This is a genomic window from Enterobacter sp. RCC_40, from assembly GCF_041360735.1.
Classification (GTDB): domain Bacteria; phylum Pseudomonadota; class Gammaproteobacteria; order Enterobacterales; family Enterobacteriaceae; genus Enterobacter; species Enterobacter ludwigii.
Map to the genome: position 1 here is coordinate 326,059 of NZ_JBFUPR010000001.1, position 12,236 is coordinate 338,294.

The window sequence follows — 12,236 nt, forward strand, 5'->3', positions numbered from 1 at the left end:
CATCACTCCATCATCTTCTCAATTGGCAGCACCAGAATTGAGCTTGCGCCCAGCGCCTTCAGTTTTTCCATGGTCTCCCAGAACAGGGTTTCGCTACTGACCATGTGCATGGCGACGCGCTGCTGGTCACCGGCCAGAGGCAGGATGGTCGGGCGCTCTGCGCCTGGCAGCAGGGCAATGACCTCATCAAGACGTTCGGTTGGCGCGTGCATCATGATGTATTTCGATTCACGGGCCTGAATCACGCCCTGAATACGGGTCAGCAGTTTGTCGATCAGCTGCTGTTTCGCATCGGCCATTTCGCCGTCGCGCTGGATAAGGCACGCTTTGGAGCGGTAAATCACTTCCACTTCGCGCAGACCGTTCGCTTCCAGCGTGGCGCCCGTAGAGACGAGGTCACAGATGGCGTCAGCCAGACCCGCGCGCGGCGCCACCTCAACAGAGCCGTTCAGCAGACAGGATTTAAACTGTACGCCTTTCTGATCCAGGTAACGTTTTAACAGGTGAGGGTAGGAGGTGGCGATACGTTTGCCGTTCAGCGCGGCCGGGCCGTCCCAGGCTTCATCGACAGGCGTGGCCAGCGACAGGCGGCAGCCGCCGAAGTCCAGACGACGCAGGGTAAAATAGCGTGGATCTTCACCCTGAGCACGGCGGGTCAGGAGCTCTTCTTCCAGCACGTTTTCACCGATGATGCCGAGGTCAACAACGCCATCCATCACAAGGCCGGGAATATCGTCATCACGCACGCGCAGAATGTCGATGGGCATATTTTCAGCCAGGGCAATCAGGCGCTGGGTGTGCAGGTTGATTTTAATCCCGCAGCGGGCGAGCAGTTCGCGTGAATCATCACTCAAACGGCCTGATTTTTGAATAGCTATGCGTAAACGTGAGTTATCTAACATTCTGTTTTCCTCGTTAACCTGTTTTAACCTGTCTGAATTTGGTCCAAAAAAAAGCCCCCGGAAGAAGATCTTCCGGGGGCTTTTTCATGCGTTCATGCACCACTGGAAGATCCAAACGTCTTCCAGCACACATCGCCTGAAAGACTAGTCAGGATGATGGTGATGATGGTGGTGTTTAAATTGAACGCGTGTCATAAAATTCTCGATGAATGCTTATTCATTTGATGTCTTTTAACCTAAACCAGTTGTATGACTGATTGCAAGGGCTTTTTTTGATCATTAATTCATTTCATATTGACGCTATGAATTGTGTGTTCTGTCGGGCTGGCGTAGCCTTAAGAAAGACGAGTAAAAGTCAGGAGAATTCGCATGAAAAAGGTCGCGATTGTCGGTTTAGGTTGGCTGGGAATGCCGCTGGCGATGTCATTGGCCGCAAAAGGCTGGCAGGTGACCGGAAGCAAAACCACGGCGGATGGGGTAGAAGCGGCGCGCATGTGCGGTATTGACGGCGTCGAGTTGCGTCTGGAACCTGAACTGGTGTGTGATGCTGACGATCTGGACACGCTGATGAACGTTGATGCGCTGGTGATTACGTTACCTGCACGGCGCAGTGGCCCGGGCGAATCATTTTATCTGCAGGCGATGCAGGAGATTGTCGACAGCGCGCTGGCGCATCACATCCCACGCATTATTTTTACCAGCTCAACCTCGGTCTACGGCGATGTTGACGGCGTGGTGAAAGAGACCTCTGAGCGTCATCCCGTTACCGCGAGCGGTAAAGTGCTGAAAGAGCTGGAAGACTGGCTGCATCATCTTCCCGGCACCCAGGTCGATATCGTACGGCTGGCAGGTCTGGTTGGCCCCGGACGACATCCAGGGCGCTTCTTCGCGGGAAAATCCGCGCCAGACGGACAACATGGCGTCAATCTTGTGCATCTTGATGACGTAATTGCCGCAATAGAACTACTCTTACAGGCTCCAAAAGGTGGGCACATCTATAATATATGTGCGCCTTCTCATCCAGCGCGTAGCACGTTTTACCCGCTGATGGCACGCCAGCTGGGTCTGGTTCCGCCTGTTTTTGGTGAAGCAAAGGACGAAAGTAAAGGCAAAATTGTTGATGGCAATCGCATTTGTCATGAGCTGGGGTTTGAGTATCAATATCCCGATCCGCTGGTGATGCCGATGGAATAAGTTTCTCAGCGGAAACGATCGCACACCGGAAGGGGGCGAACATGAAACCGCTGCTGGATGTTCTTATTATTCTGGATGCACTGGAAAAAGAGGGGAGCTTTGCCGCTGCTTCGGCAAAGCTCTTCAAAACCCCGTCGGCGCTGAGCTATACCGTTCATAAACTGGAAAGCGATCTTAATATCCAGATCCTCGATCGCTCTGGCCACCGCGCCCGTTTTACCCGTACCGGACAGATGCTGCTGGAGAAGGGGCGCGACGTCCTGCATACCGTTCGCGAAATGGAAAAACAGGCCGTCAAACTGCACCAGGGATGGGAGAACGAACTGGTCATCGGCGTTGATGATACTTTTCCGTTTTCTCTTCTGACGCCGCTGATTGAGGCGTTCTATCAGCACCACAGCGTAACCCGGTTAATCTTCATTAATGGCGTGCTGGGCGATTCATGGGATGCCTTAACTCAGGGCAGGGCAGATATTTTTGTCGGTGCGCTGCATGAACCGCCCCAGTTAAGCGATTTCGGTTTCGCCCGGCTGGGTGTGCTGGAGCAGGTTTTCGCCGTCGCGCCACACCATCCGCTCGCGCAGGAGCCGGAACCCCTTAACCGGCGCACGATTAAAGGCTACCGCGCCATTGTGGTCGGTGACAGCTCGCGTCCCGACTGTGCGGCCTCCACGCAGTTGCTTGATGAGCAGGAGGCGATCACGGTGTTCGACTATAAAACCAAGCTGGAGCTGCAAATCAGTGGCCTAGGGTGCGGCTATTTACCCCGCTATCTGGCACAGCGGTTTTTAGACAGCGGTGCGCTTGTTGAAAAACAGGTGCTTGCACAAAGCAGCAATGAATCGGTGTGGGTCGGCTGGAATGAACAAACTGCGGGGCTGGCAAGTGCCTGGTGGCGGGACGAAATTTTAGCAAATAGTGCTATTGCTGCCGTTTACTCGCAAAGCAGCGTCGAGAAATCAGCCAGTTAGAAAAAAGAAAATCGCCCCGGGCGTTGCAAAGTATTGCCTTTTGTATCCGATGTGGGGCAAAATGCGCCGCTGCAACCAAATGAATAATCGACGATATAAAAGGCGTCGGTTATTTTTTTTTGCACGTATGAAACGAAACTAAAAACCAAGAGGCCGGGCTTCGTACCGGATAGATATTTACTAAAATCCGACAGTTGTTGTCGCTGAGGAATACAGAAATGGGGCAATTTTTCGCTTACGTGGCGGTTATCACCGTAAAGGAGAATAACTATGTCGCATAACGCAACTCCAAACACCTCTCGCGTGGAATTACGTAAAACCCTTACGTTAGTTCCGGTTGTTATGATGGGCCTTGCCTATATGCAACCAATGACGCTGTTCGATACATTCGGTATCGTATCAGGCCTCACAGACGGTCATGTGCCGACGGCTTACGCCTTCGCGCTGATTGCGATCCTCTTTACCGCGCTGAGCTACGGTAAACTGGTTCGTCGCTATCCGTCTGCCGGTTCTGCCTACACCTATGCCCAGAAATCCATCAGCCCGACCGTTGGCTTTATGGTGGGCTGGTCTTCGCTGCTCGACTATCTGTTCGCGCCGATGATCAACATTCTGCTGGCTAAAATTTATTTTGAAGCACTGGTGCCGTCGATCCCTTCGTGGATGTTCGTCGTGGCGCTGGTGGCCTTTATGACGGCGTTCAACCTGCGCAGCATCAAGTCCGTTGCGAACTTTAACTCCGTTATTGTTGTGCTTCAGGTCATCCTGATTGCCGTGATTCTGGGCATGGTTATCTTTGGTGTCTTCCACGGTGAAGGTGCAGGTACCCTGGCGAGCAGCAAGCCTTTCTGGTCTGGTGATGCGCATGTGATCCCGATGATTACCGGGGCAACCATTCTGTGCTTCTCCTTTACCGGTTTTGACGGCATCAGCAACCTGTCTGAAGAGACCAAGGACGCAGAGCGTGTTATCCCGCGTGCTATCTTCCTGACGGCGCTGATTGGTGGTCTGATCTTTATCTTTGCGACCTACTTCCTGCAGCTGTACTTCCCGGATATCTCTCGCTTTAAGGATCCGGATGCCTCTCAGCCAGAAATTATGCTCTACGTGGCGGGTAAAGCGTTCCAGGTTGGCGCGTTGATCTTCTCCACCATCACGGTACTGGCATCCGGCATGGCCGCGCATGCAGGCGTTGCACGTCTGATGTATGTAATGGGTCGTGACGGCGTATTCCCGAAAAGCTTCTTCGGCTACGTTCACCCAACCTGGCGTACGCCGGCGATGAACATCATCCTGGTCGGCGCTATTGCTCTGCTGGCGATTAACTTTGACCTGGTGATGGCAACTGCGCTGATTAACTTCGGTGCGCTGGTGGCGTTCACCTTTGTTAACCTGTCGGTTATTTCTCAGTTCTGGATCCGTGAAAAGCGTAATAAAACGCTGAAAGACCACTTCCAGTATCTGTTCCTGCCGATGTGTGGTGCGCTGACCGTGGGTGCGCTGTGGGTTAACCTGGAAGAGAGTTCCATGGTGCTTGGCCTGATTTGGGCGGGTATCGGCCTGGTTTACCTGGCGTGCGTCACGAAGAGCTTCCGTAACCCGGTTCCTCAGTACGAAGACGTTGCGTAAGAACTCAGTAAAAAAAAACCGGAGACCATCGCCTCCGGTTTTTTTTCGCCCAAAATCTGTCAGACGATTTCCTGCGCATACTGATACAGCGCTTTTAACAGCGCCTGCTTTTCAGCATTTCCTTCATACTGGCTATACAGCATCTCCAGCTCCTGCGCGTAGCTCTGCAGAAACTCCGGTGTAAACACATGACGACGATGCTGAAGCCAGCGCGCCTGTTCGGTTTCATCCAGCGTGCCAGGATAGTTGCGCGCGCGATAATTAAACATCAGTTTTTCGATACGTGCGTCCGCGAAGGTAATATCCAGCGCGGGTAAGTTACGCGGTTCGGTTTGCAGAACAATATTCATTGCCGCACGGTCTGCGTCGCTGAAAAAGCCGTTGTACAGCTGCGCATCGACGTTGTCTGACGGAACAAAGGGTTCGGCTTCGGCAAAGATCGCCACCGCTTTCTCACGCACCTGCGGGTTTTCACGCAGCACCTTGAGGTTATCCAGGCAACGCTGACGGTTAATCCCCAGCCTGTCGGCATCCTCTGCGCGCAGAGTATTGGCCTGGGCCAGGACCGGACATTTATTGATATGGACCAGTTTGACCGGCACCGCGGGCAGATCGCCGAGTTCATCTTTCGGGGTATAGAGCCGTTCGCGCAGCGTATCGCTGTCGAGATCGAGCAGCGGTGTAATATCACCGGCTAAATCCACCATAATCACGGCATTACGGTTATCAGGATGCCAGGCCAGCGGTGCGATCCAACTGGTATTGCCGCGCCAGGCGCCAAACATACCGGAGATATGTACCAGCGGTTTCATCTGCGGCACATCAATCAGCGTGGTGAGTTTGTGCTTGCTGCGGTGGGTCAGCAGATAGTCAAACAGCCGTGGCTGAGCGGCTTTTACCAGCTTTGCCATAGCAATGGTGGCGTAGACATCGGCCATCGCATCGTGGGCATTGCTGTGCTCAATACCGTTTGCACGCGTCAGGTGTTCCAGTCTGAAGCTCGGCAGCCCTTCATCATTCTCAGGCCAGTTGATGCCTTCCGGGCGCAGCGCATAGCAGGCACGCATAATGTCGAGCAAATCCCAGCGCGAGTTGCGGTTCTGCCAGCTCCAGGCATAAGGATCGTAGAAGTTGCGGTAGAAGATATTGCGCGTCACTTCGTCATCGAAACGGATGTTGTTGTAACCGACCACGCAGGTATTCGGGACGGTGAAGAGGTCGTGAATGCGCCGGGCGAATGCGGCCTCGTTCACGCCTTTGTCCCGGGCTTCCTGTGGGGTGATCCCGGTGACCATTACCGCGCCGGGCTGGGGCAGGTAGTCATCGGCCGGCTTACAGTAAAAGACCTCAGGCTCGCCAATGATGTTGAATTCGTCGTCGGTACGGATGGCCGCAAACTGTGCCGGTCTGTCCAGCGCCGGGTGGGTGCCAAAGGTTTCGTAGTCGTGGAACAAAAATGTAGGGCGCGCGGCTGAATCAGACACCAGTAATACCATCCTGTTAAAAAATGACGTCTCTATGGTAAACGATCGTGCAGGTCAGTCCGAATAAAAAGCGCCATCACCGTGCAAATTTGCGAGGCCGCTTCAGCGTAAAATCTGCTTTCTGTCACATTTTTTTGCAATTAAGCCAGGTAACGACAACAGAACTCCCGTAAAAAGGTCATCGATTTTTAATGACCTGAGGATATACCGTTGAAACGCCGTCTGTTTATTGCTGTTTCTTTACTCGCTTCGAGTGTCTCTTCTGCCTTCGCGGCCGATCCGCTGGATTTTTCGCCGCAGCCTCCGGCCATTCAGGCGGGCTCCTGGGTGCTAATGGATTACACGACTGGTCAGATCTTAACGGCGGGCAACGAACATCAACAACGTAATCCGGCGAGCCTGACCAAGCTGATGACGGGCTACGTTGTCGATCGGGCCATCGACAGCCACCGCATTACCCCGGATGACATCGTTACCGTTGGCCGCGACGCGTGGGCAAAAGGGAACCCGGTGTTTGAAGGATCGTCGCTGATGTTCCTGAAAGAGGGCGATCGCGTCTCGGTGCGCGACCTGAGCCGTGGTCTGATTGTGGATTCCGGTAACGACGCCTGCGTGGCGCTGGCGGATCACGTAGCGGGTGGTCAGCCGCAGTTTGTGAAGATGATGAACGACTATGTACAAAAGCTGAATCTGCGCGATACCCACTTTGAAACCGTCCACGGTCTGGACGCGCCGGGCCAGCACAGCTCTGCCTATGACCTGGCCGTGCTCTCCCGGGCTATCATTCACGGCGAGCCAGAGTTCTACCACATGTACAGCGAAAAGAGCCTTACCTGGAACGGGATCACCCAACAAAACCGTAACGGCCTGCTGTGGGATAAAACCATGAACGTTGATGGCCTGAAAACGGGGCACACGTCGGGAGCGGGCTTTAACCTGATTGCGTCAGCGGTTGACGGTCAGCGTCGTTTAATCGCGGTGGTGATGGGCGCTGACAGCCCGAAAGGGCGTGAGGAACAGGCCCGGAAGCTGCTGCACTGGGGACAGCAGAACTTTGATACGGTGCAGATCCTGCATAACGGCAAAAAAGTGGGAACAGAGCGTATCTGGTACGGCGATAAAGAGCAGGTTGAACTGGGCACCGACCAGGATTTCTGGCTGGCCTTGCCTAAAACAGAAGTTCCTAACATCAAAGCCAAGTACGTGCTGGATAAAAAAGAGCTGGAAGCGCCGATTGCGGCTCATCAGCGGGTAGGGGAGATCCAGCTTTACGACCGTGACAAAGTCGTGGCGCACTGGCCGCTGGTGACGCTTGAAGCGGTAAATAAAGGCGGCCTCTTCTCCCGTCTGAGCGATTATCTGCATCACACGCTGTAACGGCCTGCGTTAAAGCACATGAGCAGACTGGCGCGGTTGCGAGTCTGCTCACATAATAAACACTCCTCGTTTGCTGAACAGTTAAAACCTGCTTTATAGTGTATAAATATACAGTAATAAAAGGAGGCAGCATGGACTACAGCATCAAGCAGCAACAGAAACGTAAAATCGCCGGCTTTCATCTGGTCGGGCCGTGGGACAAAACGGTTAAACAGGGCTTCGAACAGTTAGTCATGTGGGTGGATGGACGTCACATTCAGCCGCTGGAGTGGGTTGCGGTTTACTACGATAATCCGGACGAGGTCCCGGCAGAAAAATTGCGCTGTGATACGGCCGTAACGGTCCCGGACGATTTTGTCATTCCTGAAAACAGCGAAGGCGTCATGATGACGGAAATCGCCGCTGGAGAGTATGCGGTGGCGACGGCGCGCGTTGAAAACCATGACTTCGCGACCCCATGGAACCAGTTCTTTAATTCCCTCTTGCAGGACAACAGCTACCAGATGGCCCCTAAACCCTGCTTCGAGCGCTACCTTAATGATGGTAACGCGGACGGTTACTGGGACATCGAAATGTATATTGGTGTAGAGCACAAAGCGGGTTAAGCCTGGTTATTACAGGGTTTTTCAGCCGGGTGTGATCCGCCCGGCTGAAAACACAGTACAATTGTGATTTGCCGTGTAGCTGGAGAGCGGGTGTGCGTCCCGACAAATCATTAACCCCTTTTGAAATTCGTCTGTACAAACACTACCGCGTGGTACATGGGTGCCGTATCGCGCTGGCCTTTGTGTTGACGTTTGTGCTGGTTCGTTTGCTGGATGTTCCTGAGGGAACATGGCCGCTTATCACGCTGGTGGTCGTGATGGGGCCTATTTCGTTCTGGGGGAACGTTGTTCCACGCGCCTTCGAGCGCATTGGCGGTACCGTTTTAGGCTCTGCCCTGGGGCTTATCGCGCTGAAGCTTGAGCTTATCTCGTTTCCGGTTATGTTGATCTGGTGCGGTGTCGCGATGTTCCTTTGCGGCTGGCTGGCATTAGGCAAAAGGCCCTATCAGGCGCTGCTGATTGGTATCACGCTGTCGGTGGTGGTCGGTGCACCGGCGGGGGATATGACGACCGCCTTGTGGCGAAGCGGGGACGTGATCCTCGGCTCACTGCTGGCTATGCTTTTTACCGGCATCTGGCCACAGCGTGCTTTTCTGCACTGGCGTATTCAGATGGCTAACTATGTCACCGCGTTCAACCGCGTCTATCAGGCCGGATTTTCCCCTAACCTGGTTGAGCGCCCCCGGCTGGAAAAACACCTGCAAACGATCCTCAACGATGTGGTCAGGATGCGCGGGCTGATTACTCCGGCCAGCAAAGAAACCCATATCCAGAAATCCATTTTTGAAGCCATTCAGACGGTAAGCCGCAATCTGGTATGCATGCTTGAGCTGCAAATCAACGCGCACTGGGCTTCTCGTCCCAGCCACCTTTTAATGCTCAACGCCCATACCTTAAAAGAGACGCAGCAGATGACGCAGCAAACGCTGCTCACCATCGCCCACGCGCTTTATGAAGGTAACCCGCAGCCCATCCTGGCGAACAGTGAACGTCTGAATGAGATCGTTGCGGAGTTGAAGCAGTTAATGAATGAGCGTCAGAGCGATAACGTCGCGGAAACGCCTATTCATGGTTATGTCTGGCTGAGCATGGAGCTGGCGCGGCAGCTGGAGCTACTGTCGCATCTCATTTGCCGGGCGCTGCGCAAATAAAGAGCAGCTATCTCCATATGTGACGCCTGCTGCTTCGATTCAGCATCAATTGGGGTTATGATAGCTTTAAACGATATACTCATTGTCATTCGCAGCCGCTGTCAGTAAGGTTATTGTTACAACGGTTGCTTTAACGAATCCGAATCTCACATTATCAGGGGTGTAAAAATGGAAACTACCAAGCCTTCGTTCCAGGATGTTCTGGAATTCGTCCGCCTGTTCCGCCGCAAAAACAAACTGCAGCGTGAAATCCAGGACGTTGAGAAGAAGATCCGTGACAACCAGAAACGTGTCCTGCTGCTCGATAACCTGAGCGACTACATCAAGCCAGGCATGAGCGTTGAGGCTATTCAGGGCATCATCGCCAGCATGAAGAGCGACTATGAAGACCGCGTTGATGACTACATCATCAAAAACGCTGAGCTGTCTAAAGAACGCCGTGATATCTCCAAGAAACTGAAAGTAATGGGCGAAATCAAAAACGGTGAAGCCAAAAGCGAGTAATCGCCGATGAATACAAAAAAGGCTCTCTGGTGACAGAGAGCCTTTTTTATTACGCAGTACGCGGCTGTAGCTGATAAATCCAGGCGTTGACCTGTGTTCCATCCGGCGTGGTCACATTGACCTCAACCCGATCGTAGCCGTCTTCAAATTCGTCCAGCATTGGCCAGTGTGCACTCAGGCTATCAGAGATAAACAGAAAGCCCTCCACGCGTGGGCCGTCCGGGTGCAGCACTATTCCCGGAAAATCTGCCGCCGCGCCCCAGGCACGTTCGTAAAACGTCCCGGTGACAAAACCGGCCTGCCATTCGCCACCGATGTTTTCAAGAATATGTGCATTCGCGTGACCCGGGCGTAGCGTGCCGTAGACAAACAGAGCGTTCATTTTCCCTCACCAGCAAAGCAAAAAGCCTGCTATAAAAGCAGGCTTTTTAAATTTGGCTCCTCTGACTGGACTCGAACCAGTGACATACGGATTAACAGTCCGCCGTTCTACCGACTGAACTACAGAGGAATCGTTGTGGAGGCTTATCTTAGCGGCGAAAAAAGTTTTGTCAAACCTGATCTTAGCGATTGGCGATCGATTGATGATTCTGTCGACAGTTTGTTGTAAATCCACACATCTTTTTATGGAAAATACTTTGCAGGTTTAGCATTTCTCCCCCATCATTTGAAATGGAGTTTCAACTTTCTCGTTAAGGTCCATTTTGAACGTCACTGCCCCCCTACGCCAGGCGATTATGCGCACGCCATGGTATGCAAAGCGTAAAAGCTATCGTGTTCTGTTCTGGCGTGAAATCACCCCCCTTGCCGTGCCTATTTTCCTGGAAAACACCTGCGTTCTGTTGATGGGGGTACTGAGTACCTTCCTGGTCAGCTGGCTGGGTAAAGAGGCGATGGCCGGTGTCGGGCTGGCGGAAAGCTTTAACATGGTGGTTATTTCTTTTTTTGCCGCCATTGACCTCGGGACGACGGTTGTCGTCGCCTTTAGCCTCGGCAAGCTCGATCCTAAACGTGCGCGCGAGGCTGCCCGACAGTCGCTGATGATCATGACCATTTTCTCGATCGTGCTGGCGGCGGTGATCCACTATTTCGGCAGGGAAATTATCGATTTTGTCGCCGGTGAGGCCACAAATGAAGTTAAAGACCTGGCGCTGACCTACCTGGAAATGACGGTTCTGAGTTATCCGGCTGCAGCCATCGCGCTGATTGGTAGCGGCGCGCTGCGCGGGGCGGGCAACACCAAAATTCCGTTGCTGATAAACGGCGGGATGAACATCCTGAATATTATTATCAGCAGCGTGCTGATCTACGGCGTCTTCTCCTGGGACGGGCTCGGGTTCGTGGGTGCCGGGCTGGGGTTAACGATTTCACGTTATATCGGTGCGGCCGCCATTCTTGGGGTGCTGATGGCGGGGATCACGCCGTCACTGCGCCTTACGCTGAAGAGCTATTTCCGCCCCTTTAACTTCGCCATTATCTGGGAAGTGATGGGAATTGGTATTCCCGCCAGTATTGAATCCGTGTTGTTTAACGGGGGCAAGCTGCTAACGCAAATGTTTGTCGCCGGGATGGGGACTGACGTTATCGCCGGTAACTTTATTGCCTTCTCCATCGCCTCCCTGATAAACCTGCCGGGCAACGCCCTCGGTTCGGCGTCGACCATTATCACCGGTAAACGGCTGGGGAAAGGGCAGATAGGGCAGGCGGAACGGCAGTTGCGGCACGTCTTCTGGCTGTCAACCATTGGCCTGACGCTGATCGCCTGGGGAAGCGCCCCCTTTGCCGGGCTTATGGCCTCTTTTTATACCCACGAAGATGATGTCAAAGAGGTCGTTAAGATCCTGATCTGGCTGAATGCGGCCTTTATGCCCATCTGGGCGGCTTCATGGGTTCTGCCTGCCGGACTGAAAGGGGCACGCGATGCACGCTTCGCGATGTGGGTGTCTATGCTCGGCATGTGGGGTTGCCGTGTGGTGGTGGGTTACACGCTCGGGGTCATGCTTGGCATGGGGGTAGTCGGCGTCTGGCTGGGGATGTTCCTTGACTGGGCGGTGCGTGGGGCGTTGTTCTACTGGCGTATGGTCAGTGGGCGCTGGCTCTGGAAATACCCGCGAATAAAACAGGAACCAACGATCACAGAATCAACAGAATGCCTGACAAATGCGCGAAGTGGAGAATAATTCGGCAAACAGTCAGAAATATGCATTCTGCCTTTGACATCATCGGGGAGCATCGATAATATGCGCCCCGTTCACACGATTCCTCTGTAGTTCAGTCGGTAGAACGGCGGACTGTTAATCCGTATGTCACTGGTTCGAGTCCAGTCAGAGGAGCCAAATTTAAAAAGCCTGCTTTTATAGCAGGCTTTTTGCTTTTCTGCGTTCTGAAAAGGTCCGATGCGACGGGCTTACAGCCGGGT

13 protein-coding genes, 2 tRNA genes and 1 other annotated feature are annotated in these 12,236 nt (G+C 53.4%); of the genes, 10 read left to right on the forward strand and 5 right to left on the reverse strand.

Features of this window, described 5'->3' with window-relative positions:
• Nucleotides 1-2: 2 nt before the first annotated feature.
• Both hisG and hisL read right to left on the reverse strand, forming a co-directional pair.
• Entirely contained in the window at nt 3-902 is a 900-nt protein-coding gene (gene hisG / locus AB6731_RS01425; protein ID WP_000886595.1) for an ATP phosphoribosyltransferase, read from the reverse strand.
• A 45-nt stretch (nt 903-947) separates the two neighbouring features.
• Nucleotides 948-1,071, reverse strand: a sequence feature (His leader region).
• Complete coding sequence (gene hisL / locus AB6731_RS01430; RefSeq protein WP_001364200.1) at nt 1,047-1,097, reverse strand: his operon leader peptide; 51 nt, start codon at nt 1,095-1,097, stop codon at nt 1,047-1,049. It overlaps the preceding feature by 25 nt.
• Before the next feature lie 174 nt (nt 1,098-1,271).
• Here hisL and AB6731_RS01435 point away from each other — a divergent pair, with 174 nt between their 5' ends.
• From AB6731_RS01435 to plaP, 4 genes are all read left to right on the forward strand, one after another.
• Nucleotides 1,272-2,096 carry an SDR family oxidoreductase gene (locus AB6731_RS01435; protein WP_063215330.1) on the forward strand — a complete coding sequence of 275 codons (825 nt, stop codon included), beginning with the start codon at nt 1,272-1,274 and terminating at the stop codon, nt 2,094-2,096.
• Between the two features lie 41 nt (nt 2,097-2,137).
• Nucleotides 2,138-3,067, forward strand: coding sequence for a LysR substrate-binding domain-containing protein (locus AB6731_RS01440; protein ID WP_371005796.1), 930 nt, complete (start codon nt 2,138-2,140; stop codon nt 3,065-3,067).
• A 218-nt stretch (nt 3,068-3,285) separates the two neighbouring features.
• Entirely contained in the window at nt 3,286-3,348 is a 63-nt protein-coding gene (gene yoeI, locus AB6731_RS01445; protein WP_099458931.1) for a membrane protein YoeI, read from the forward strand.
• Nucleotides 3,338-4,696: a putrescine/proton symporter PlaP gene (gene plaP / locus AB6731_RS01450; RefSeq protein WP_014170786.1), complete on the forward strand. Its 1,359-nt coding sequence runs from the start codon at nt 3,338-3,340 to the stop codon at nt 4,694-4,696. Before yoeI ends, plaP begins: the two co-directional genes overlap by 11 nt.
• A 59-nt stretch (nt 4,697-4,755) precedes the next feature.
• Here plaP and sbcB read toward each other — a convergent pair whose 3' ends face one another.
• Nucleotides 4,756-6,192 carry an exodeoxyribonuclease I gene (gene sbcB / locus AB6731_RS01455; protein ID WP_371005797.1) on the reverse strand — a complete coding sequence of 479 codons (1,437 nt, stop codon included), beginning with the start codon at nt 6,190-6,192 and terminating at the stop codon, nt 4,756-4,758.
• A 198-nt stretch (nt 6,193-6,390) separates the two neighbouring features.
• Here sbcB and dacD point away from each other — a divergent pair, with 198 nt between their 5' ends.
• The 4 genes from dacD (at nt 6,391) to AB6731_RS01475 (ending at nt 9,817) form a co-directional block, all read left to right on the forward strand.
• Nucleotides 6,391-7,557 carry a serine-type D-Ala-D-Ala carboxypeptidase DacD gene (gene dacD, locus AB6731_RS01460; protein ID WP_014170783.1) on the forward strand — a complete coding sequence of 389 codons (1,167 nt, stop codon included), beginning with the start codon at nt 6,391-6,393 and terminating at the stop codon, nt 7,555-7,557.
• 131 nt (nt 7,558-7,688) lie between these two features.
• The gene (gene sbmC, locus AB6731_RS01465; protein ID WP_032678501.1) at nt 7,689-8,162 is read left to right on the forward strand and encodes a DNA gyrase inhibitor SbmC; all 474 of its coding nucleotides are present in this window, start codon (nt 7,689-7,691) and stop codon (nt 8,160-8,162) included.
• A gap of 92 nt (nt 8,163-8,254) precedes the next feature.
• The gene (locus AB6731_RS01470) at nt 8,255-9,313 is read left to right on the forward strand and encodes an FUSC family protein (protein WP_032678500.1); all 1,059 of its coding nucleotides are present in this window, start codon (nt 8,255-8,257) and stop codon (nt 9,311-9,313) included.
• A gap of 168 nt (nt 9,314-9,481) precedes the next feature.
• On the forward strand, nt 9,482-9,817 hold the full coding sequence (locus AB6731_RS01475) for a DUF496 family protein (protein WP_008499467.1): 336 nt from the start codon (nt 9,482-9,484) through the stop codon (nt 9,815-9,817).
• Nucleotides 9,818-9,866: 49 nt separating this feature from the next.
• Here AB6731_RS01475 and AB6731_RS01480 read toward each other — a convergent pair whose 3' ends face one another.
• Nucleotides 9,867-10,199 carry a gamma-glutamylcyclotransferase family protein gene (locus AB6731_RS01480; protein WP_371005798.1) on the reverse strand — a complete coding sequence of 111 codons (333 nt, stop codon included), beginning with the start codon at nt 10,197-10,199 and terminating at the stop codon, nt 9,867-9,869.
• Nucleotides 10,200-10,252: 53 nt separating this feature from the next.
• Nucleotides 10,253-10,328: transfer RNA gene (locus AB6731_RS01485), tRNA-Asn, on the reverse strand.
• A 226-nt stretch (nt 10,329-10,554) separates the two neighbouring features.
• Between AB6731_RS01485 and emmdR the strand changes: the two genes are divergently transcribed.
• Nucleotides 10,555-11,997, forward strand: coding sequence for a multidrug efflux MATE transporter EmmdR (gene emmdR / locus AB6731_RS01490; protein ID WP_371005800.1), 1,443 nt, complete (start codon nt 10,555-10,557; stop codon nt 11,995-11,997).
• Nucleotides 11,998-12,077: 80 nt separating this feature from the next.
• Nucleotides 12,078-12,153 (forward strand) — tRNA-Asn (locus AB6731_RS01495).
• Nucleotides 12,154-12,236: the final 83 nt, after the last annotated feature.

Bases quoted from the DNA above. Each gene is read 5' to 3' on its own strand.
- AB6731_RS01475 (WP_008499467.1), top strand. From the start codon at position 9,482: ATGGAAACTACCAAGCCTTCGTTCCAGGATGTTCTGGAATTCGTCCGC.
- plaP (WP_014170786.1), top strand. From the start codon at position 3,338: ATGTCGCATAACGCAACTCCAAACACCTCTCGCGTGGAATTACGTAAA.
- AB6731_RS01440 (WP_371005796.1), top strand. From the start codon at position 2,138: ATGAAACCGCTGCTGGATGTTCTTATTATTCTGGATGCACTGGAAAAA.
- hisG (WP_000886595.1), bottom strand. From the start codon at position 902: ATGTTAGATAACTCACGTTTACGCATAGCTATTCAAAAATCAGGCCGT.
- AB6731_RS01480 (WP_371005798.1), bottom strand. From the start codon at position 10,199: ATGAACGCTCTGTTTGTCTACGGCACGCTACGCCCGGGTCACGCGAAT.
- sbmC (WP_032678501.1), top strand. From the start codon at position 7,689: ATGGACTACAGCATCAAGCAGCAACAGAAACGTAAAATCGCCGGCTTT.
- emmdR (WP_371005800.1), top strand. From the start codon at position 10,555: ATGCGCACGCCATGGTATGCAAAGCGTAAAAGCTATCGTGTTCTGTTC.
- sbcB (WP_371005797.1), bottom strand. From the start codon at position 6,192: ATGGTATTACTGGTGTCTGATTCAGCCGCGCGCCCTACATTTTTGTTC.
- AB6731_RS01435 (WP_063215330.1), top strand. From the start codon at position 1,272: ATGAAAAAGGTCGCGATTGTCGGTTTAGGTTGGCTGGGAATGCCGCTG.